General features: G+C 61.1%; 17 protein-coding genes. 13 read left to right on the top strand and 4 right to left on the bottom strand.

What is annotated here, in order from left to right:
* The first annotated feature begins 46 nt into the window (after nucleotides 1-46).
* Nucleotides 47-964 carry an SdiA-regulated domain-containing protein gene (locus tag BK667_RS09265; protein ID WP_123597432.1) on the top strand — a complete coding sequence of 306 codons (918 nt, stop codon included), beginning with the start codon at nucleotides 47-49 and terminating at the stop codon, nucleotides 962-964.
* Nucleotides 965-1074: 110 nt separating this feature from the next.
* Here BK667_RS09265 and rpiA read toward each other — a convergent pair whose 3' ends face one another.
* Nucleotides 1075-1746, bottom strand: coding sequence for a ribose-5-phosphate isomerase RpiA (gene rpiA, locus BK667_RS09260; protein WP_123509777.1), 672 nt, complete (start codon nucleotides 1744-1746; stop codon nucleotides 1075-1077).
* A 305-nt stretch (nucleotides 1747-2051) separates the two neighbouring features.
* On the opposite strand from rpiA, the gene ilvA reads away from it, so the two are divergent.
* Together ilvA and BK667_RS09250 are read left to right on the top strand one after the other, a co-directional pair.
* Nucleotides 2052-3566, top strand: coding sequence for a threonine ammonia-lyase, biosynthetic (gene ilvA, locus BK667_RS09255; protein ID WP_123597431.1), 1515 nt, complete (start codon nucleotides 2052-2054; stop codon nucleotides 3564-3566).
* A gap of 39 nt (nucleotides 3567-3605) precedes the next feature.
* Entirely contained in the window at nucleotides 3606-4031 is a 426-nt protein-coding gene (locus tag BK667_RS09250) for a DUF2269 domain-containing protein (protein ID WP_123509779.1), read from the top strand.
* A gap of 135 nt (nucleotides 4032-4166) precedes the next feature.
* Here BK667_RS09250 and BK667_RS09245 read toward each other — a convergent pair whose 3' ends face one another.
* Entirely contained in the window at nucleotides 4167-4823 is a 657-nt protein-coding gene (locus BK667_RS09245; RefSeq protein WP_123597430.1) for a histidinol-phosphatase, read from the bottom strand.
* A gap of 143 nt (nucleotides 4824-4966) precedes the next feature.
* Between BK667_RS09245 and BK667_RS09240 the strand changes: the two genes are divergently transcribed.
* Nucleotides 4967-5446, top strand: coding sequence for an RNA pyrophosphohydrolase (locus BK667_RS09240; protein ID WP_123597429.1), 480 nt, complete (start codon nucleotides 4967-4969; stop codon nucleotides 5444-5446).
* 22 nt (nucleotides 5447-5468) lie between these two features.
* A complete protein-coding gene (gene ptsP, locus BK667_RS09235) occupies nucleotides 5469-7748 on the top strand; it encodes a phosphoenolpyruvate--protein phosphotransferase (RefSeq protein WP_123509781.1) in 2280 nt (759 codons plus the stop codon).
* 129 nt (nucleotides 7749-7877) lie between these two features.
* Here the strand turns inward: ptsP and BK667_RS09230 are convergent, their stop codons facing one another.
* Entirely contained in the window at nucleotides 7878-8624 is a 747-nt protein-coding gene (locus tag BK667_RS09230) for an NRDE family protein (RefSeq protein ID WP_123597428.1), read from the bottom strand.
* A 132-nt stretch (nucleotides 8625-8756) separates the two neighbouring features.
* Between BK667_RS09230 and BK667_RS09225 the strand changes: the two genes are divergently transcribed.
* From BK667_RS09225 to BK667_RS09215, 3 genes are all read left to right on the top strand, one after another.
* On the top strand, nucleotides 8757-9539 hold the full coding sequence (locus tag BK667_RS09225; protein WP_123509783.1) for a sulfite exporter TauE/SafE family protein: 783 nt from the start codon (nucleotides 8757-8759) through the stop codon (nucleotides 9537-9539).
* Nucleotides 9540-9613: 74 nt separating this feature from the next.
* Entirely contained in the window at nucleotides 9614-10426 is an 813-nt protein-coding gene (lgt, locus tag BK667_RS09220; RefSeq protein ID WP_123509784.1) for a prolipoprotein diacylglyceryl transferase, read from the top strand.
* 50 nt (nucleotides 10427-10476) lie between these two features.
* Nucleotides 10477-11448 (top strand): thymidylate synthase, encoded by a 972-nt coding sequence (locus BK667_RS09215; RefSeq protein ID WP_123597427.1) that lies wholly within the window; start codon nucleotides 10477-10479, stop codon nucleotides 11446-11448.
* A 129-nt stretch (nucleotides 11449-11577) separates the two neighbouring features.
* Here BK667_RS09215 and cadR read toward each other — a convergent pair whose 3' ends face one another.
* Nucleotides 11578-12027 carry a Cd(II)/Pb(II)-responsive transcriptional regulator gene (gene cadR, locus BK667_RS09210; RefSeq protein ID WP_123509786.1) on the bottom strand — a complete coding sequence of 150 codons (450 nt, stop codon included), beginning with the start codon at nucleotides 12025-12027 and terminating at the stop codon, nucleotides 11578-11580.
* A gap of 86 nt (nucleotides 12028-12113) precedes the next feature.
* Here cadR and BK667_RS09205 point away from each other — a divergent pair, with 86 nt between their 5' ends.
* The 5 genes from BK667_RS09205 to BK667_RS09185 all read left to right on the top strand — a co-directional run bounded on the left by BK667_RS09205 (nucleotide 12114) and on the right by BK667_RS09185 (nucleotide 19351).
* Nucleotides 12114-14384 (top strand): heavy metal translocating P-type ATPase, encoded by a 2271-nt coding sequence (locus tag BK667_RS09205; protein WP_123597426.1) that lies wholly within the window; start codon nucleotides 12114-12116, stop codon nucleotides 14382-14384.
* 16 nt (nucleotides 14385-14400) lie between these two features.
* Complete coding sequence (locus tag BK667_RS09200) at nucleotides 14401-15264, top strand: LysR family transcriptional regulator (RefSeq protein ID WP_033060537.1); 864 nt, start codon at nucleotides 14401-14403, stop codon at nucleotides 15262-15264.
* A gap of 221 nt (nucleotides 15265-15485) precedes the next feature.
* Nucleotides 15486-16562 (top strand): putative 2-aminoethylphosphonate ABC transporter ATP-binding protein, encoded by a 1077-nt coding sequence (locus BK667_RS09195; protein WP_123597425.1) that lies wholly within the window; start codon nucleotides 15486-15488, stop codon nucleotides 16560-16562.
* Complete coding sequence (locus BK667_RS09190) at nucleotides 16562-18286, top strand: putative 2-aminoethylphosphonate ABC transporter permease subunit (RefSeq protein WP_123597424.1); 1725 nt, start codon at nucleotides 16562-16564, stop codon at nucleotides 18284-18286. The genes BK667_RS09195 and BK667_RS09190 overlap by 1 nt, the downstream gene beginning before the upstream one ends.
* 39 nt (nucleotides 18287-18325) lie before the next feature.
* Nucleotides 18326-19351 carry a putative 2-aminoethylphosphonate ABC transporter substrate-binding protein gene (locus BK667_RS09185; RefSeq protein ID WP_123509790.1) on the top strand — a complete coding sequence of 342 codons (1026 nt, stop codon included), beginning with the start codon at nucleotides 18326-18328 and terminating at the stop codon, nucleotides 19349-19351.
* Nucleotides 19352-19463 lie beyond the last annotated feature (112 nt).

The following is a 19463-nucleotide window of genomic DNA, read 5'->3' as shown; positions in this document are numbered from 1 at the left end:
ATGGCCGTGGTATTTCATCCGCCCGCCCTGTTTTCGAGCTGCCTGAATGCGTCGACTTGCCCGCCCCAAACCCCTGATTTTGATCCTGTCGGTGATTGCGCTGATCGTGCTCGTTGCGATCGGCCAGTACCTGCGCCTGTTCGAACGCGCCTGGTTCAATCTGCACACCCTATGGCAGCCGGCAAGTGAGCATTCCATTGGTCTGGACCAGTATCGGGTGGTGATCGAGGCGCAAGTGATCGACGGGCTGGACGATGATGTCTCGGCGCTGACCTACGACCCGGTGCGCAAAAGCCTGTTCACGGTGACCAACAAAAACGCCGAGTTGATCGAGATGTCCCTCGACGGCAAGATCCTGCGGCGGGTTTCGCTGATCGGCTTCGGCGACCCGGAAGCCGTGGAGTTCATCAGCGCTGACACGTATGTGGTCACCGATGAAAGCCAGCAGCGCTTGATCAAGATTCATCTGGAAAAGGACACCACGTTCCTCGACGCCGCCGACGCCGAGCAGATGACCCTCGGTGTGCACATGAGCGGCAACAAAGGTTTTGAAGGCCTGGCGTACGACTCGGTGGGCAAGCGGTTGTTTGTCGCCAAGGAGCGCGACCCAATGCTGGTCTACGAAGTGCAGGGTTTCCCGCATTACAACCCGGAAAAATCCTACGCCGTGCACGTCGTCAACAATCCCAAGCGCGATGCCGGGATGTTCGTGCGGGACCTGTCGAGCCTGCAATACGATGAGCGCAGCGGCCACTTGATGGCGCTGTCCGACGAGTCACGGCTGATTATGGAGCTGGATGTGGATGGGCGACCGCTGAGCACGATGTCATTGAATGGTGGGCGTCAGGGCCTGAAAAAAACCGTGCCGCAAGCGGAAGGCATCGCGATGGATGACGACGGTACGTTGTACCTCGTCAGTGAGCCGAACCTGTTCTACACCTTCAAAAAACCCGCACAGCCCTGACAATCACCCCGAACCCTGTAGGAGCAAAGCTTGCTCGCGAAGAACGATAACGCGGTGTGACAGATACACCGCCAATCGCGAGCAAGCTTTGCTCCTACACGGGGGAGTCCTCAGGCCTTGAGGGTTTTTACGCCTTCAGAAGTGCCCAACAACAGCAAATCCGCCGGACGCGCCGCGAACAGGCCATTGGTGACCACGCCGACGATCGCATTGATCTGCGTCTCCAGCTCCACCGGGTTGGTGATCTGCATGTTGAACACGTCGAGGATGATATTGCCGTTGTCGGTCAGCACGCCTTCGCGGTAAACCGGGTCGCCGCCCAGTTTCACCAGCTCGCGGGCCACGTGGCTGCGGGCCATCGGGATCACTTCCACCGGCAGCGGGAACGCGCCGAGTACTGGCACCAGTTTGCTGCCGTCGGCGATGCAGATGAAGGTCTTGGCCACGGCCGCGACGATCTTCTCGCGGGTCAGGGCGGCGCCGCCGCCCTTGATCAGGTTCAGGTGCGCGTCGCTTTCATCGGCGCCGTCGACGTAGAACTCCAGGTCGCTGACGGTGTTCAGCTCATACACCGGAATGCCGTGGCCCTTGAGCCGGGCTGCGGTGGCTTCGGAACTGGCGACAGCGCCATCGAAAGCGCCCTTGTGCTTGGCCAGTGCATCGATGAAGCAGTTGGCGGTGGAGCCGGTGCCGACGCCGACGACGCTTTTGTCATCGAGTTTCGGAAGGATGAAGTCGACGGCGGCCTGGGCCACTGCCTGTTTGAGTTGATCCTGGGTCATGCGGGCTCCGAAGCGGGCAAGGGGAGAACGGAAAGGCCGGCATTATAGGCTTCGGGGCGGGGAAGGTCATTGGCCGTGTTTGCGGCTCAACGTCACGCCGATACCTGTAGGAGCAAAGCTTGCTCGCGAAGCGGTTTTTCTGCCGACATATGTATTGGATGTGATGACCTCTTCGCGAGCAAGCTTTGCTCCTACAGGTGGTGATTCGTTTCGGTGAGGTAAAACCACCCGTTTAGTGTGGTCGCTCAGGCAAAAGCCGGGTTAGACTCCTTGGCCCTGCCCAACCCGCTCAGTGATGCTTTCCGATGCTCGAACAGTACGTCAAAAAGATCCTCACCTCGCGCGTTTATGACGTTGCCGTAGAAACCCCATTGCAGACTGCCCGCCAGCTCTCCGAGCGGCTGGGCAATAACATTTGGCTCAAGCGCGAAGACTTGCAGCCAGTGTTCTCGTTCAAGATTCGCGGCGCTTACAACAAGCTGACCCAGTTGAGCGATGAAGAGCGCGCACGCGGTGTGGTCACGGCCTCGGCGGGCAACCATGCCCAAGGCCTGGCCCTGGCGGCCAAGGTGTTGGGCGTCAAAGCGACCATCGTCATGCCCAAGACCACCCCCGAGATCAAAGTCGAAGGCGTGCGTTCCCGCGGTGGCAAAGTGGTGCTGCACGGTGATTCGTTTCCGGAAGCCCTGGCCTACTCGCTGAAACTGGTCGACGAAAAAGGCTACGTCTACATCCACCCCTACGACGATCCCCACACCATTGCCGGGCAGGGCACGGTGGCGATGGAGATTCTGCGCCAGCACCCAGGCCGTCTCGACGCGATTTTCGTTCCAGTGGGCGGCGGCGGTTTGATCGCCGGCATCGCGGCCTACGTGAAATACCTGCGCCCGGAAATCAAGATCATTGGCGTCGAGCCGGATGACTCCAACTGCCTGCAAGCCGCCATGGCCGCTGGCGAACGGGTGATTCTGCCAACCGTGGGCATCTTTGCCGATGGCGTGGCAGTGGCGCAGATCGGTCAACACACCTTCGATATCTGCAAAGACTATGTCGATGAAGTGATCACCGTCAGCACCGACGAAATCTGCGCGGCGATCAAGGATATCTACGACGATACCCGCTCGATCACCGAGCCTGCCGGTGCCCTGGGTGTGGCCGGGATCAAGAAATACATCGACCTTAATGGCGTCACCGGCCAGACGTTCGTGGCCATCGACTCCGGCGCCAACGTCAACTTCGACCGCTTGCGCCACGTCGCCGAACGCGCCGAGCTGGGCGAAGGTCGCGAAGCGATTATCGCGGTGACCATCCCCGAGAAACCGGGCAGCTTCAAGGCGTTCTGCGAAGCCATCGGCAAGCGCCAGATCACCGAATTCAACTACCGCTACAACACCGGCAGCGAAGCGCACATCTTCGTTGGCGTGCAGACGCACCCGGACAACGACCCTCGCAGTGCGCTGATCGCCAGCCTCAGTGAGCAAGGTTTTCCGGTGCTCGACCTGACCGACAACGAGCTGGCCAAGTTACACATCCGGCATATGGTCGGTGGTCGCGCGGCGCAGGTGGTCGATGAAGTGATTCTGCGTTTCGAATTCCCGGAACGTCCGGGGGCGCTGTTCAACTTTCTCAACAAACTGGGCGGGCGCTGGAACATCTCGATGTTCCACTACCGCAACCACGGCGCGGCGGATGGCCGTGTGGTCGCCGGCCTGCAAGTGCCCCACGACGAACGTCACCTGGTGCCTGCGGCCCTGGAAGAAATCGGCTACCCGTACTGGGATGAAAGCGACAACCCGGCCTATAAGCTGTTTCTTGGCTGAGCGGCTACGCTGATCGGCAAGTCATAAGGAAATCGAACCATGGAAACGTTAACCGCCCTGAAAATGGCACACACCGCGGCGACGGCAATATTGTTGGGCTGTGCGCTGGGCTTGGGGATATGGGTTTGGCAAACGCGGCGTAGTGGCGATGCGACTGCTGCGGCACGCACGCTGCAACGGCCACGGGTGTTCGTCTGGCTGCTGATGGGGCTGGCGTTGCTGAGCATGCCGTTCACGGGCTGGTGGATGGTGCATCTGGTGGGCTGGCCGCTGGGGCAGACCTGGATTCTGGCGTCGAGCGTGCTCTACACCGTGGCGGCGCTGGCGTGGTTCTGGCTGCTGGTGCGCCTCAACAAACTGCGCACGGCGCCGGGTGGCGTTGGGAAATTTACCTTTGCGTTGGCGTTGTTCAGTTTTGTCTGCTTGATCGCGATTGCGGGTTTGATGGGCGCGAAACCGGTTTAAGGTTTTTGACCGAGTCGGCCCCTTCGCGGGCAAGTCGAATCGTCGCACCGCTCGCTCCTACGGTTTATGCGCCGTGTCCATTTCCGGCGTGCAACACAAATCCTGTAGGAGCGAGGCTTGCCCGCGAAGGCGATATCAGTCGCGCAGAGTCATTACCGGCCAACCCCGCTTCTGGGCCTCGGCCCGCAGATTCGGATCAGGATCCACCGCCACCGGATGCGTCACCTGCTCCAACAACGGCAAATCATTCATCGAATCGCTATAGAAATAGCTGTCTTCCAGCGAATACCCGGTCTCTTCCAGCCAACGATTCAGCCGCGTGACCTTGCCTTCCTTGAAGCAGGGAATGCCGGTGCTGCGGCCGCTGTAGCGGCCATCGACCATTTCGCATTCGGTGGCGATCAGGGTTTCAACGCCCAGGCGTTGGGCAATCGGCCCGGTGACGAAACGGTTGGTGGCGGTGATGATCACCAGTTTGTCGCCCGCGTCGCGGTGTTTGGCCAGCAACTCGATAGCCTTGGGCAGCACGATCGGTTCGATGCAGTCGCGCATGTAGTCCAGATGCCACTGATTCAGGGTGGTCATCTCGGTACGGCCGAGAATTTCCAGGCAAAAGTTCAGGTACTCGGCCTGATCGAGCTTGCCCGCCAGGTAATCCTGATAGAACTCGTCGTTGCGCGCCTTGTACGTCACGGCATCGAGAAAGCCGCGCTCGCACAGGTAATCGCCCCAGGCGTGGTCACTGTCGCCGCCCAAAAGCGTGTTGTCCAAGTCGAATAAAGCCAGCCGCATTGCAGTTACTCGCTGAAAAGTCTGTAGAAAGGCCCCCAGAATACGTACTTTTCACAAGAGTGCACATAAGGTGGGCCGGCTCGTTGCTGCCTTCACAACCTTTGTGGAACAATGCGGCGACATGCGTTTGCGAGGTTGTTGCCGTGATCGACCCCGATGGTTTCCGCCCCAATGTCGGGATCATTCTCACGAATGATGCCGGCCAGGTGCTATGGGCTCGCCGTATCAATCAAGATGCCTGGCAGTTTCCACAGGGTGGGATCAACCCCCAGGAGACGCCGGAAGACGCCTTGTTCCGCGAGTTGAACGAAGAAGTCGGCCTGGAGCGCGAAGATGTTGAAATTCTCGCCTGCACCCGGGGCTGGTTGCGCTATCGTTTGCCGCAACGTCTGGTCCGTACCCACAGCCAACCGCTGTGCATCGGCCAGAAACAGAAATGGTTTCTCCTGCGCCTGATCTCCAACGAGCAGCGGGTGCGGATGGATTTGACCGGTAAACCGGAATTCGATGGCTGGCGCTGGGTCAGTTATTGGTATCCGTTGGGCCAGGTGGTGACATTCAAGCGCGAGGTGTATCGACGCGCTCTCAAAGAGCTTGCCCCGCGCCTTTTAGCGCGCGACTGACGACGGAGTTCGACCCCGAGCCATGCTCAATACGCTGCGCAAGATCGTCCAGGAAGTTAACTCCGCCAAGGATCTCAAGGCGGCGTTGGGGATTATTGTGTTGCGCGTCAAAGAGGCCATGGGCAGCCAGGTCTGCTCGGTCTACCTGCTTGACCCGGAAACCAACCGCTTCGTGCTGATGGCCACCGAGGGCTTGAACAAGCGCTCGATCGGCAAAGTCAGCATGGCACCCAACGAAGGTCTGGTTGGCCTGGTCGGCACGCGTGAAGAACCCCTGAACCTCGAAAACGCCGCGGATCACCCGCGCTACCGCTACTTCGCCGAGACCGGTGAAGAGCGCTATGCCTCATTCCTCGGGGCGCCGATCATTCACCACCGTCGCGTCGTCGGCGTGTTGGTCATTCAGCAAAAAGAACGCCGTCAGTTCGATGAAGGTGAAGAAGCCTTCCTCGTGACCATGAGCGCGCAACTGGCCGGCGTTATCGCCCACGCCGAGGCCACCGGTTCGATCCGTGGCCTGGGCCGCCAGGGCAAAGGCATCCAGGAAGCCAAGTTCGTCGGCGTACCGGGTTCGCCGGGTGCGGCGGTCGGGACCGCGGTGGTCATGCTGCCGCCGGCTGATCTGGACGTAGTGCCGGACAAAACCATCACCGACATCGACGCCGAGCTCGGGCTGTTCAAGACCGCCATCGAAGGCGTGCGCGCCGACATGCGCGCGTTGTCGGCCAAACTGGCCACGCAATTGCGGCCAGAAGAGCGCGCGCTGTTCGACGTCTATTTGATGATGCTCGACGATGCTGCGCTGGGCAACGAAGTCACTACCGTCATCAAGACCGGCCAGTGGGCCCAGGGCGCGCTGCGCCAGGTGGTCACCGATCACGTCAACCGTTTCGAATTGATGGACGATGCTTACCTGCGTGAGCGGGCGTCGGACGTCAAGGACTTGGGCCGGCGCCTGCTCGCTTACTTGCAGGAAGAGCGTCAGCAGAATCTGGTCTATCCGGAAAAAACCATTCTGGTCAGCGAAGAGCTGACGCCGGCCATGCTCGGCGAGGTGCCGGAAGGCACGCTGGTCGGTCTGGTCTCGGTCCTCGGGTCAGGCAACTCACACGTCGCGATCCTCGCCCGGGCGATGGGCATCCCGACGGTGATGGGCCTGGTCGACCTGCCCTATGCCAAGGTCGATGGCATCGACCTGATCGTCGATGGCACCAAGGGCGAGGTCTACACCAACCCCAGCGAAGTTCTGCGCAAGCAGTTCGCCGAGGTGGTGGAGGAAGAGAAACAACTGGCCCTGGGGCTCGACACGCTGCGCGACCTGCCGTGCGTGACCCTCGATGGCCACCGCATGCCGCTGTGGGTCAACACCGGCTTGCTGGCGGACGTGGCGCGGGCGCAGAAGCGCGGCGCCGAGGGTGTCGGTCTGTACCGCACCGAAGTGCCGTTCATGATCAACCAGCGTTTCCCGAGCGAAAAAGAGCAGTTGGCGATTTATCGCGAGCAACTGGCCGCGTTCCATCCGCAACCGGTGACCATGCGCAGCCTGGACATCGGCGGTGACAAGTCGCTGTCGTACTTCCCGATCAAGGAAGACAACCCGTTCCTGGGCTGGCGCGGCATTCGCGTCACCCTCGACCACCCGGAAATCTTCCTGGTGCAGACCCGCGCGATGCTCAAGGCCAGCGAAGGCTTGAACAACCTGCGGATCCTGCTGCCGATGATCTCCGGCATCCACGAACTCGAAGAAGCCCTGCACCTGATTCACCGGGCCTGGGGCGAAGTCCGCGACGAAGGCACCGACGTGCCGATGCCGCCGATTGGCGTGATGATCGAGATTCCGGCGGCGGTTTATCAAACCAAGGAGCTGGCGCGGCAAGTGGACTTCCTGTCGGTCGGCTCCAATGACCTGACGCAGTACCTGCTGGCGGTGGACCGCAACAACCCGCGCGTGGCCGATCTCTACGACTACCTGCACCCGGCCGTGCTGCAAGCCTTGCAGAACGTAGTGCGTGACGCCCATGCCGAAGGCAAACCGGTGAGTATCTGCGGTGAAATGGCCGGTGACCCGGCAGCGGCAGTGCTGTTGATGGCGATGGGTTTCGACAGTCTGTCGATGAACGCCACCAACTTGCCGAAGGTGAAGTGGATGCTGCGTCAGATCAACCTGAGCAAGGCCAAGGAATTGCTCGCGGAACTGATGACCATCGACAACCCGCAAGTTATCCACAGCTCGCTGCAATTGGCGCTGAAGAACCTTGGGTTGGCGCGGATGATCAATCCGGCTTCGGTCAAGACCCTTTAAAAGGCTGATGGCCCCTTCGCGGGCAAGCCTCGCTCCTACAGGTTTTGTGTTGTTCGCGGATATTGCGACGACACGACCCCTGTAGGAGCGAGGCTTGCCCGCGAAGGCGTCCTCAAATACACCAAAAATCTAAATCCTGATCTCCACTTCCCCCAGATGCCCGCCATACGGCCCGAAACTCCTTTCGACCATCACCCGCGACCCATCCGCCGAAACAATCAACGCCGTACTCGCCCGCGTCCCGTAAGTCGGGCTGGCAATAAACACACTCGACAACAATGTCTCGGTCGCCAACCCAACCCCGGTATCCGGCAGCTCCGTCAGCGGTGCCGTCGCCGAGTCCCCCAGAATCGCCAACAACGCCTCAGGCTGCGGATCGTCCAGCAGTTCGCTCAACGCTGCCTTGGCTTTCAACACTTTCGGCCACGGCGTATCCAGTCCCGCGTTCGACAAGCCATACACCCCGGGCGCCAACATCACCGCTTCGCTGTCCCGGGCATTGAAGTGCCACAGCTCGTTGGTGTTGCCGACCAGCAGGTTAAACCCGGCATATTCCAGCGAACGGCTGACAACGTCGGCTAAATAGTCATCAATCGACATGTCGCCGCAAAGAAAACCTGCGACCAGTTCACCCCGTGACCGAGGCGACGGAGGCTGATGAGGATCACGGATATTGGTCAGGGCCGCGAAGCGCCCATTGGCGCCCACGCCGAGCCAGGTTCCGCCTGCTTCCAGATCCCGTCCGGCATGCACATGGGATGCATGGGGCCATTGCGCCAGGGGTTGGGTAGGCCGGGCATAGAACTCGTCGCGGTTGGCCGCCACGATCAGCGGCTGGGCGTGGCCCGGGCGCCAAGCGAAAACAATCAGGCACATAAGGTGGTCCTAGTGTGTTTTTGCTCACTCTACGCAGACATTGCCTGCGCATCCATCGCCATCCAGTAGAGCTTGAGGCCATGCATCCGTTACCATGCCGCTCCTATTTTCGCGACACACGGGACAACGGCCATGGAATTTCTGCTCTATCTGGCGCTGGGCGCCTGTGCAGGCGTGCTGGCCGGGCTGTTCGGGGTCGGCGGCGGGATCATCATCGTCCCGGTGCTGGTGTTCAGTTTCACCTTGCAAGGCTTCGATGCATCGATCCTCACGCACCTGGCGGTCGGTACGTCCCTGGCGACGATTATTTTTACCTCGGTCAATGCGGTTCGCGAGCATCACCGTCGCGGCGCCGTGCGTTGGCCGATTTTTGCCTGGATGACCCTCGGTATTCTGATCGGCGCCGGTTTCGGCGCACTGACCGCCGAAGCGATTTCCGGTCCACATTTGCAGAAGATCATCGGCGTATTTGCGCTGATCGTCTCCGTTCAGCTCGCTTTGGACTTCAAACCCAAGGCCAGCCGAACGGTCCCAGGCAAAGTCGGTCTGACCGTAGCCGGCAGTGTGATTGGCTGGGCCTCGGCGATTTTCGGGATTGGCGGCGGCTCGCTGACCGTGCCGTTCCTGACCTGGCGCAGCGTGCCGATGCAGCAAGCGGTGGCCACGTCGTCGGCCTGCGGTCTGCCGATTGCGGTGGCAAGTGCATTAAGTTTCATGATTCTGGGCTGGCACGATCCGTTGCTGCCGGCCCATAGTCTCGGTTTTATTTATTTGCCGGCGCTGCTGGGGATCGCCCTGACCAGCATGTTCTTCGCCCGTTTCGGCGCGCGACTGGCGCACAATTTGTCGCCGCGCTTGCTCAAAAGACTGTTCGCCGCTTTGCTGTTCTGCGTCGGCCTGAATTTCCTGCTCTGACAATCCTGGCTTAATCCTGAGGTGGCAGCGTCCCCCGGGTATTTTGAAGGTTTCAACTCTAACGAGGAGTCGCAATGCTGCCTTACCCGCAGATCGACCCGGTGGCCCTGGCCATCGGTCCGCTGAAAATCCACTGGTACGGTTTGATGTACCTGATCGGCATCGGCGGCGCCTGGCTGCTGGCGTCCCGTCGGCTGAACCGCTTCGACCCGACCTGGACCAAGGAGAAACTCTCCGACATGGTCTTTTGGATGTCGATGGGGGTGATTGTCGGCGGCCGCCTGGGTTACGTGTTGTTCTACGATCTGAGCGCGTACCTGGCCAATCCGACCCTGATTTTCGAAGTGTGGAAGGGCGGCATGTCGTTCCACGGCGGGTTTATCGGCGTGATGCTCGCGGCGTTGTGGTTCGGTAAGAAGAACAACAAGTCGTTCTTCCAGTTGATGGACTTCGTCGCACCGATGGTGCCGATTGGCCTGGGCGCCGGGCGCATCGGCAACTTCATCAATGCCGAGTTGTGGGGCAAGCCGACCGACGTGGCGTGGGCGATGATCTTCCCGCCGTTCAGCGACCCGGCGCAGTTGCCGCGTCACCCATCGCAGCTGTATCAGTTCGCGTTGGAAGGCGTCGCGCTGTTCCTGATCTTGTGGCTATTCTCGCGCAAGCCGCGGCCGACCATGGCCGTGTCGGGCATGTTCACGCTGTTCTACGGCATCTTCCGTTTCATCGTCGAATTCGTCCGCGTACCGGACGCGCAACTGGGCTATCTGGCCTGGGGCTGGCTGACCATGGGTCAGGTCTTGTGCGTACCGATGGTGCTCGCCGGTCTGTTCCTGATCTGGCTGGCGTATCATCGCGCCCCGGCGGCGCCAGCGGCGGCAGTATAAATTCGAACCCCGGGGGCGACGGCTCCCGGGTTCAAGGACACAGGTAACTCATGAAGCAATATCTCGATCTGGTGGCCCACGTCATCAAGAACGGCACCAAACAAGCCAACCGCACCGGTGTGAACACCATCAGCTTTCCTGGCGCGATGCTGCGTTATGACCTGAAGGAAGGCTTTCCAGCGATCACCACTCGCAAGATGGCCTTCAAATCCGCCATCGGCGAGATGTGCGGTTTCCTCCGAGGCGTGAATAACGCCGCCGAATTCCGCGCCCTGGGCTGCAAGGTCTGGGACCAGAACGCCAACGAAAACGCGCAGTGGCTGGCTAACCCGTTCCGCCAGGGCGAAGACGACCTCGGCGAAATCTACGGCGTGCAATGGCGCAAATGGCCGGCGTACAAGCAGATCCCGGTCAGCAATAAAGCCGCGATCGAGCAGACGTTGGGCCAAGGCTATCGCCAGATTGCCGAAGGCGAAGAAGACGGCCAGGCCTACGTGGTGCTGTACAAGGCAATCGACCAGATTCGCCAATGCGTCGACACCATCATCAAGGACCCGGGTAGCCGCCGGATTCTGTTCCACGGCTGGAACGTCGCCCAGCTCGATGAAATGGCCCTGCCGCCGTGCCACCTGCTGTACCAGTTCCACCCGAATGTCGAGACCAAGGAAATCTCCCTGACCCTCTACATCCGCTCCAATGATTTGGGCCTGGGTACGCCGTTCAACCTCACCGAAGGCGCCGCGCTGCTGAGCCTGATCGGGCGCCTGACCGGCTACACACCGCGCTGGTTCACCTATTTCATCGGCGATGCCCACGTCTACGAAAACCACCTGGACATGCTGAATGAGCAGCTCACCCGTGAGCCGTTCCCGATGCCGAAACTGGTGATCAGTGAGCGTGTGCCGGCGTTTGCCGAAACGGGTGTGTATCAGCCGGAATGGCTGGAGTTGATCGAACCGGGCGACTTCTCGCTTGAGGGTTATCAGCACCACGCGCCGATGACCGCGCCGATGGCGGTTTAAAGCCCCGGCACGATGATCGTTCCCACGCTCTGCGTGGGAATGAATCCCGTGACGCTCCGCGTCACAGTGGACGCAGAGCGTCCATGGCGGCATTCCCACGCGGAGCGTGGGAACGATCAGGCGGTGTGTTTAGTGGCCGTGACTGCGGCCCACATGGGAATGCTCAGTTTCCGTTGCCACCACCCCGCCACTCACTTCCAACCGCTGCAAAATCCCGCATTGATCGATATCCGGCCCTTCGCCACAGCGTTGGCGCAGGTCGAGCAGTTGTGTCTGCAAGGCCAGCAACCCATCGATCCGCGCTTTGACGTGGTGGATGTGTTCGTCGATCAGCGCGTTGACGCTTTCGCACTGGTCTTGCGGGCTGTCGCGCAGGGTCAGCAGGCTGCGGATTTCTTCGAGGGTCATGTCGAGGGTGCGGCAGTTGCGGATAAACGTCAGGCGTTCGGCGTGGGCCTGGGTGTAGACGCGGTAGTTGCCGTCGCTGCGGGCGGGCTCTGGCAGCAGGTTTTCGCGCTCGTAATAGCGGATGGTTTCCACTGCGCAGTCCGTCAGTTTCGCCAGTTCTCCGATCTTCATCGCGACAATCTCCAAAAGGTTGCTTGACCCTATAGTGGCTACAGGGTCTTTACTTGGCAACAGGCACCTTTCCTGGACGCGACCCGATGAGCGATTCCCTTCATATCCACAAACCCGAAGACGGGCATGATCACGATCACAGCCACAAGCTGCAGCCTGTGCAGAAGAAGCATGATCATGGCAGCCACGGCGATTCCTGCTGTTCCTCCAAAGCGGCGGCACCGTCGTTGATCAAGTTGAGCGAAACGCCGACCGACGGCGCACGACTGAGCAGTTTCCGCATCGACGCGATGGACTGCCCGACCGAGCAGACGCTGATCCAGAACAAACTGGGCAAGCTGTCGGGTGTGCAGCAGCTGGAATTCAACCTGATCAACCGGGTATTGGGCGTCACTCATGACCTGCCAAGCACCGCGCCGATCATCGACGCCATCAAGTCGCTGGGCATGGTGGCCGAGCCGTTGGAAAAGGGTGTTGAAGCCCCTGCGCCGGTCGCCGAGAAAAAGCACTGGTGGCCCTTGGCGCTGTCCGGCGTAGGTGCGTTGGCGGCTGAAGTCATCCACTTCACCAACGCCGCGCCGAACTGGGTGGTGGCAATCATTGCGCTGGTTTCGATCCTCAGCGGCGGCCTAACCACCTACAAAAAAGGCTGGATCGCCCTCAAGAACCTCAACCTGAACATCAACGCGCTGATGAGCATCGCGGTGACCGGCGCCATCCTGATCGGTCAGTGGCCGGAAGCGGCGATGGTGATGTTCCTGTTCACCGTCGCCGAGTTGATCGAAGCCAAATCCCTGGACCGTGCCCGCAATGCCATCGGCGGCTTGATGCAGATGACCCCGGAACAGGCCACGGTGCAGCAGGCTGACGGCAATTGGGTCGAACAGGATGTGAAAAGCATCGAACTGGGCGCTCGGGTACGGGTGCGTCCCGGTGAGCGCATCGGTCTTGACGGTGAAGTCGTCTCTGGCACGTCCACCATCGATCAGGCGCCGATCACCGGCGAAAGCCTGCCGATCGAGAAGACTGTGGGCGATAAAGTTTTCGCCGGCACCATCAATCAGGCCGGCTCGCTGGAATATACGGTGACCGCTGCGGCCAATAACTCGACCCTGGCGCGGATCATCCACGCCGTGGAACAGGCTCAGGGCGCACGGGCACCGACCCAGCGCTTCGTCGACCAGTTCTCGAAAATCTACACCCCAGCCGTATTCATCCTCGCCTTGGCCGTGGCGGTGATTCCGCCGCTGTTCATGGGCGCCGTGTGGTTCGACTGGATCTACCGGGCGCTGGTGTTGCTGGTGGTCGCCTGCCCGTGCGCGCTGGTGATTTCGACGCCGGTGACCATCGTCAGCGGCCTCGCGGCAGCGGCGCGCAAAGGGATTCTGGTCAAGGGCGGCGTGTATCTGGAGGGTGGTTACAAGCTCGATTACCTGGCCCTGGACAAGACCGGCACCATCACCCACGGCAAACCGGTGCAGACCGATTATCTGTCCCTCGACCCGACGGCTGATGAAACAGCCCCGGCCATTGCGGCGGCGCTGGCCGGTCGTTCCGACCACCCGGTTTCGCTGGCCATCGCCAACGCGGCGGTGGATAAACAATTCGCGCCGCTGGTTGTGGATAACTTCGAAGCCCTGGCCGGTCGCGGCGTACGCGGTGAGGTCAACGGTCAGGTCTACCACTTGGGCAACCATCGTCTGGTGGAAGAGCTCAACCTCTGCTCGCCAGAACTGGAAGAGAAGCTGTTCGCCTTGGAGAAACAAGGCAAATCCGTGGTGCTGCTGCTCGACAAATCCGGCCCGTTGGCGCTGTTCGCCGTGGCAGATACGGTGAAAGAGTCCAGCCGCGAAGCGATCCAGCAGCTTCATGACCTGGGCATCAAAACCCTGATGCTCACCGGCGACAACGTCCACACCGCCCAGGCGATTGCCGCGCAAGTCGGCATCGACGAGGCCAAGGGCGACCTGTTGCCGACCGACAAGCTGCAAGCCATCGAAGCGCTTTATGCGAAAGGGCATAACGTCGGCATGGTCGGCGACGGCATCAACGACGCCCCGGCACTGGCGCGAGCCGAGATCGGTTTTGCCATGGCCGCAGCCGGCACCGACACCGCCATCGAGACCGCCGATGTCGCCCTGATGGACGACGATCTGCGCAAAATCCCTGCGTTCATTCGTCTGTCGCGCCAGACCTCGAGCATCCTGAAACAGAACATCGCCCTCGCTTTGGTCATCAAGGTGATCTTTCTTGGGGTAACCTTCGCCGGGATCGCCACCATGTGGATGGCGGTGTTCGCTGACATGGGCGTGAGTCTGTTGGTGGTGTTCAACGGTTTGCGCCTGCTGCGCAAATAAACGATGAGGGAAGGGTGTGCTGAGTGCCGAGCTGAAGGCGTTTTACATGGTGGCCCGCCTGGGCAGCATTACCCTGGCGGCGAAGAAGCTCGGCCTGAGCCAACCCACCGTGACCACCCAGATTCGCAACCTGGAAAGCCAGTACTCGGTCGAGCTGTTCTACCGTGGCGGTCGCCGCCTCAGCGTCAGCGATGAAGGCGCGCGGTTGCTGCCGATGGTCAAGGCGTTGTTGCAGCAGGAAGCCGACATCGAGTTCTTCCTGCGCAACAGCGGCCAGGTCCAAGGCACGTTGCGCATCGCCGCCACCGCGCCGTATTACATCCTCGATCTGGTGAAGACCTTCCGCGAGCGGCTGCCACAGGTGGAAGTGTCGGTGGAAATCGGCAACTCCCAGCAAGTGCTCGAAGCGCTGGAGGATTACCGGGTCGATGTCGCCGCGTCCTCGCAATTGCTGGACGATGCGCGGCTGATTCGCCGGGTGCTCGGCAGCGATCCGTTGGTGCTGGCGGTGCATCGTAATCATCCGTTGGCCGTGCACGATCATGTGCCGCTCAGTGCGTTGGCGGGGCATACCTTGCTGATGCGCGAGTCGGGTTCGACCACGCGGCGGCTGACCGAAGAGTTGCTGGCCAGCGCTGGAGTGAGTTTCGGGCCATTGCTGGAGATTGGCAGCCGGGAGTCGATTCGCGAAGCGGTGCTGCGCAATATCGGGATCAGCATCATTGCGCGGCAGGAAGTGCCGCATGACCCGCAGTTGCGCGTGCTGACCATCGAGAATGCGCCGCAGATTCCCGAGTATTTGTATTGCCTCAAGGAACGCAAAGGCGCGCGGTTGCCGGCGGCGTTTCTCGGGTTGGCGCAGGAAATGGCCCCGGCGTAATGATCGTTCCCACGCTCCGCGTGGGAATGCAGCCCGGGACGCTCTGCGTCCCAAGAGCCGAACGCGGAGCGTCCGTTGAGGCATTCCCACGCGGAGCGTGGGAACGATCGGTGGTGAACCCAAATCCCCGAATACCACTATCAACCGTTTTTGCCTCACTGCCACATGACGGACGCATTACAAACCTAGGATGGGCCTCATCTGCTTGATGAGGTCTGTCCATGAACCACTCGATCGCAACTGCCCTGACCAACCCCGGCGCGCCGATGAAAGTGCGCGGCGTGCAGAAACGCTTCGGCGCGTTCACCGCGCTGGATAACGTGTCTCTCGACGTGGCGGCTGGTGAACTGGTGTGTCTGCTGGGCCCGTCGGGTTGTGGCAAAACCACTTTGCTGCGCTGCATCGCCGGTCTGGAGAAACAGGACAGCGGCGAGTTGTACCTCGGTGATCGCGATGTTTCCCACTTGGCGCCCCAGGCTCGGGACTACGGAATCCTGTTTCAGTCCTACGCGCTGTTCCCCAATCTGACGGTCGAAGCGAACATTGCCTACGGCCTCGCCGGCAGTGGCCGTGATGAAGTGCGCAAGCGCGTCGGGCAGATGCTGGAACTGGTGGGCCTGCTCGGCAGTGAGAAAAAGTACCCCGGCCAGTTGTCCGGTGGCCAGCAGCAACGGGTCGCACTGGCCAGAGCCTTGGCCCCGGCGCCTTCGTTGTTGTTGCTCGACGAACCGATGTCGGCCCTCGATGCGCGAGTCCGCGAGCATCTGTGCACCGAGCTGCGCCAACTGCAACGCAACCTCGGCGTCACCACCCTGATGGTCACCCACAATCAGGACGAAGCCATGCTGATGGCCGACCGCATTGCCGTGATGAATAACGGCAAGGTCGAGCAATACGCCACGCCGCAGGACATCTACGATCGTCCGGCCACACCGTTTGTGGCGGAGTTTGTCGGCCAGGGCAACTGGCTGCCATTCCGCCGCAGCAGCGACAGCCACGCCCAGGTCGGCGGGATGAATATGCGCCTGGCCGAAGGCAGCGCGAAAACTCCGTCCGGCCGTTTGTTCTGCCGCCCGGAGGCGATCAACGTCAACCCGCCGGTGCATGAAGAAAACCTGTTCCCGGCCAAGGTTCGCGAGATCACCTTCCTCGGCAACCGCTGCCGCATGAGCTTCGAACTCGATCAACTGCCGGGCCACGCCTTGCTGGCGGAGCTTGCCCCGGAAGCCATGCCGCGCCTCGGCGCCCAGCAGATCATGGTCGCCTTGCCGCCACGCAGCCTGCAGGTGTTTGCCTGATGAGCGCAAACCTCGCGCTGCCGATACCGCACAAGCAGGTTCGGCAGACCTCCCGTGCCGAGATCGGCGACCGGGTGTTCGTGGTCGGCGGCAAACTGCTGTTGCTGGTGCTGCTCGGTGTCGCGGTGTTGATGCCGTTGCTGGCGATTTTTTGGCGCGGTTTCAGCTCCGAAGCCGGGCAGGGCGGCGGTCTGGTGGCTGCCCGTGAATTGGTGAGCAGCGAGAATTTCCACTGGTTGCTCGGCAACAGCCTGAAGGTTTCCCTCAGTGTCGCGGCGATTGTCGTACCGCTGGCCTACCTGTTTGCCTACGCCCTGCAACGCACGTTGATTCCGGGCAAAGGTATCTGGCGCGGCATGTCGTTGTTGCCGCTGATGGCGCCGTCGATGCTGCCGGGGATCGCGCTGGTTTACCTGTTCGGCAACCAGGGCCTGTTGCGCGGGTTGCTCTCGGACAATATCTACGGCTTCTGGGGCATTGTTCTGGGTGAGGTGATCTACACCTTCCCACACGCCTTGATGATTCTTCTGTCGGCGCTTTCGTTGGCGGATGCGCGATTGTTCGATGCGGCTTCAAGCATGGGCGCCAGTCCGGCGAAAGCCTTTCGCAGCATCACTTGGCCGGCGACTCGTCAGGCCGTGTTCGCTGCGTTCTGTTTAGTCTTCACGTTGACCATCACCGATTTCGGCGTGCCCGTGGTGGTCGGTGGCGACTATCAGGTGCTGGCGCTGGAAGCCTACAAAGCTGTGGTCGGCCAGCAGCAATTCGGTCGTGGCGCGTTGATCGGCATGGTTTTGCTGCTGCCGGCCCTGTTCAGCTTCGGCGTCGATGCCTGGCTGCGTCGGCGTCACGGCGATTCCATGAGCGGCCGCGCGCAAGTGTTCAAACCGGCGCCGTCGAAGCTGCGGGACGGTTGCTACCTGGCCATCGTGCTGCTGATCTGCGCGGTGTTGCTGCTGGTGTTCGGCATGGCGGTGTACTCGTCGTTGGTGAAGTTCTGGCCATACAACCTGTCGCTGTCGCTCAACCATTACCAGTTCAACGACACCGCGGGCGGTGGCTGGCTGGCCTACGGCAACAGCGTGAAGATGGCGTTGTGCACGGCATTGATCGGCAGTGTGCTGATCTTCACTGGCGCTTACCTGATGGAAAAAACCAAGGGCCAGCGCGGACTCAATCTGACCTTGCGCATGCTCAGTTTCGTCCCGATGGCGGTGCCGGGTCTGGTGTTGGGCTTGGGTTACGTTTTCTTCTTCAACCTCAGCGGCAACCCGCTGCACGTGCTCTACGGGACCATGACGTTGCTGGTGGTCTGCACCATTGCTCACTATTTGACCACCGCGCAAATGACCGCCACCACCGCGCTGCGTCAGCTCGACGCCGAGTTCGAAGCCGCCGCGCTGTCGCTCAAGGCGCCGCTGTATCGGCATTACTTGCGGGTCACTGTGCCGATCTGCCTGCCGGCGCTGCTGGACATCGTGCGCTACCTGTTCGTCTCGGCCATGACCACCGTCTCGGCGGCGATCTTCCTCTACAGCCCCGACACCATCCTCGCTGCGGTGGCGGTGCTGAACATGGACGACGCCGGCAACGTCGGCGGCGCGGCGGCGATGTCGACCCTGATTCTGTTCACTTCGGCGGGCGTGTCCCTGCTGCTGGCCTGGGCTTCGCGCGGTTTGCTGCGCCGCTCCCAGGCCTGGCGGCAGACCGCTCCTGGCAACTGATTCAATAAATAAATCTGTCCCCATAAAAGGAACCGCATCATGTTCAAGCCTTTGGCCCTGGCCGCTGCTGTCCTCACTGCTTTCAGCCTGAACGCCTTCGCGGCGAAAACCGAGTTGACGGTGTACACCGCCCTCGAAGCCGAACAACTGAAGACTTACAAGGACGCCTTCGAAAAGGCCAACCCGGACGTTGAGATCAAGTGGGTGCGTGATTCCACCGGCATCATTACCGCCAAGTTGCTGGCCGAGAAAGAACGCCCGCAAGCCGATGCGGTCTGGGGCCTGGCGGCGTCGAGCCTGGCGATCCTCGATCAGCAAGGCATGCTGCAAAGCTACGCGCCGAAGGACTTGGGCAAGATCGGCGGCAACTACCGCGACGCCGCCAACCCGCCGGCCTGGGTCGGCATGGACGTGTGGGCTGCGACCATTTGCTTCAACACCGTCGAAGCCGAAAAGCAGGGCCTGACCAAACCGGTGAGCTGGCAAGACCTGACCAAGCCTGAGTACAAAGGCAAGATCGTCATGCCTAACCCGGCCTCGTCCGGCACCGGTTTCCTCGACGTCAGCGCCTGGCTGCAAACCTTCGGCGAGAAGCAGGGCTGGGCCTACATGGATGGCTTGCACCAGAACATCGGCCAGTACGTTCACTCCGGTTCCAAGCCTTGCAAACTGGCGGCCTCCGGTGAGTTCCCGATTGGCATTTCCTTTGAGTACCCGGCGGTTCAACTGAAGCGCCAGGGCGCGCCGTTGGACATCATCCTGCCGAAAGAAGGCCTGGGCTGGGAGATCGAAGCCACGGCCGTGATCAAGGGCACCGCCCACGAAGACGCGGCGAAGAAACTGGCGGACTTCTCGGCCAGCCCGGCGGCGATGGAGCTGTATAAAGAGAACTTCGCGGTGCTCGCTTCGCCAGGCATTGCCAAGCCGCAGACCGAATTGCCGGCGGATTATGAGCAGCGTTTGATCAAGAACGACTTTGCCTGGGCGTCGAAGAATCGTGACGAAATCCTGACCGAGTGGCGCAAGCGCTATGACGGCAAGTCCGAAAAAGTGGTTGCCAAGTAACCGACACCGATCGACCGCTCGACCGATCGTTCCCACGCTCTGCGTGGGAATGCAGCCAAGGACGCTCCGCGTCCTCTGTGACGCAGAGCGTCACGGGATTCATTCCCACGCG

This window comes from Pseudomonas frederiksbergensis (assembly GCF_003732705.1).
Lineage (GTDB): Bacteria > Pseudomonadota > Gammaproteobacteria > Pseudomonadales > Pseudomonadaceae > Aquipseudomonas > Aquipseudomonas frederiksbergensis_F.
The sequence above is the reverse complement of the archived record's forward strand: the minus strand, read 5'-3'. Positions and strand labels throughout refer to the sequence as shown.

Coding starts and splice junctions, on each gene's coding strand:
- BK667_RS09245 (WP_123597430.1), bottom strand. CDS start 4,823: ATGCGGCTGGCTTTATTCGACTTGGACAACACGCTTTTGGGCGGCGAC.
- BK667_RS09265 (WP_123597432.1), top strand. CDS start 47: ATGCGTCGACTTGCCCGCCCCAAACCCCTGATTTTGATCCTGTCGGTG.
- BK667_RS09230 (WP_123597428.1), bottom strand. CDS start 8,624: ATGTGCCTGATTGTTTTCGCTTGGCGCCCGGGCCACGCCCAGCCGCTG.
- BK667_RS09195 (WP_123597425.1), top strand. CDS start 15,486: ATGAACCACTCGATCGCAACTGCCCTGACCAACCCCGGCGCGCCGATG.
- BK667_RS09190 (WP_123597424.1), top strand. CDS start 16,562: ATGAGCGCAAACCTCGCGCTGCCGATACCGCACAAGCAGGTTCGGCAG.
- ilvA (WP_123597431.1), top strand. CDS start 2,052: ATGCTCGAACAGTACGTCAAAAAGATCCTCACCTCGCGCGTTTATGAC.
- rpiA (WP_123509777.1), bottom strand. CDS start 1,746: ATGACCCAGGATCAACTCAAACAGGCAGTGGCCCAGGCCGCCGTCGAC.
- cadR (WP_123509786.1), bottom strand. CDS start 12,027: ATGAAGATCGGAGAACTGGCGAAACTGACGGACTGCGCAGTGGAAACC.
- BK667_RS09205 (WP_123597426.1), top strand. CDS start 12,114: ATGAGCGATTCCCTTCATATCCACAAACCCGAAGACGGGCATGATCAC.
- lgt (WP_123509784.1), top strand. CDS start 9,614: ATGCTGCCTTACCCGCAGATCGACCCGGTGGCCCTGGCCATCGGTCCG.
- ptsP (WP_123509781.1), top strand. CDS start 5,469: ATGCTCAATACGCTGCGCAAGATCGTCCAGGAAGTTAACTCCGCCAAG.
- BK667_RS09250 (WP_123509779.1), top strand. CDS start 3,606: ATGGAAACGTTAACCGCCCTGAAAATGGCACACACCGCGGCGACGGCA.
- BK667_RS09225 (WP_123509783.1), top strand. CDS start 8,757: ATGGAATTTCTGCTCTATCTGGCGCTGGGCGCCTGTGCAGGCGTGCTG.
- BK667_RS09215 (WP_123597427.1), top strand. CDS start 10,477: ATGAAGCAATATCTCGATCTGGTGGCCCACGTCATCAAGAACGGCACC.
- BK667_RS09185 (WP_123509790.1), top strand. CDS start 18,326: ATGTTCAAGCCTTTGGCCCTGGCCGCTGCTGTCCTCACTGCTTTCAGC.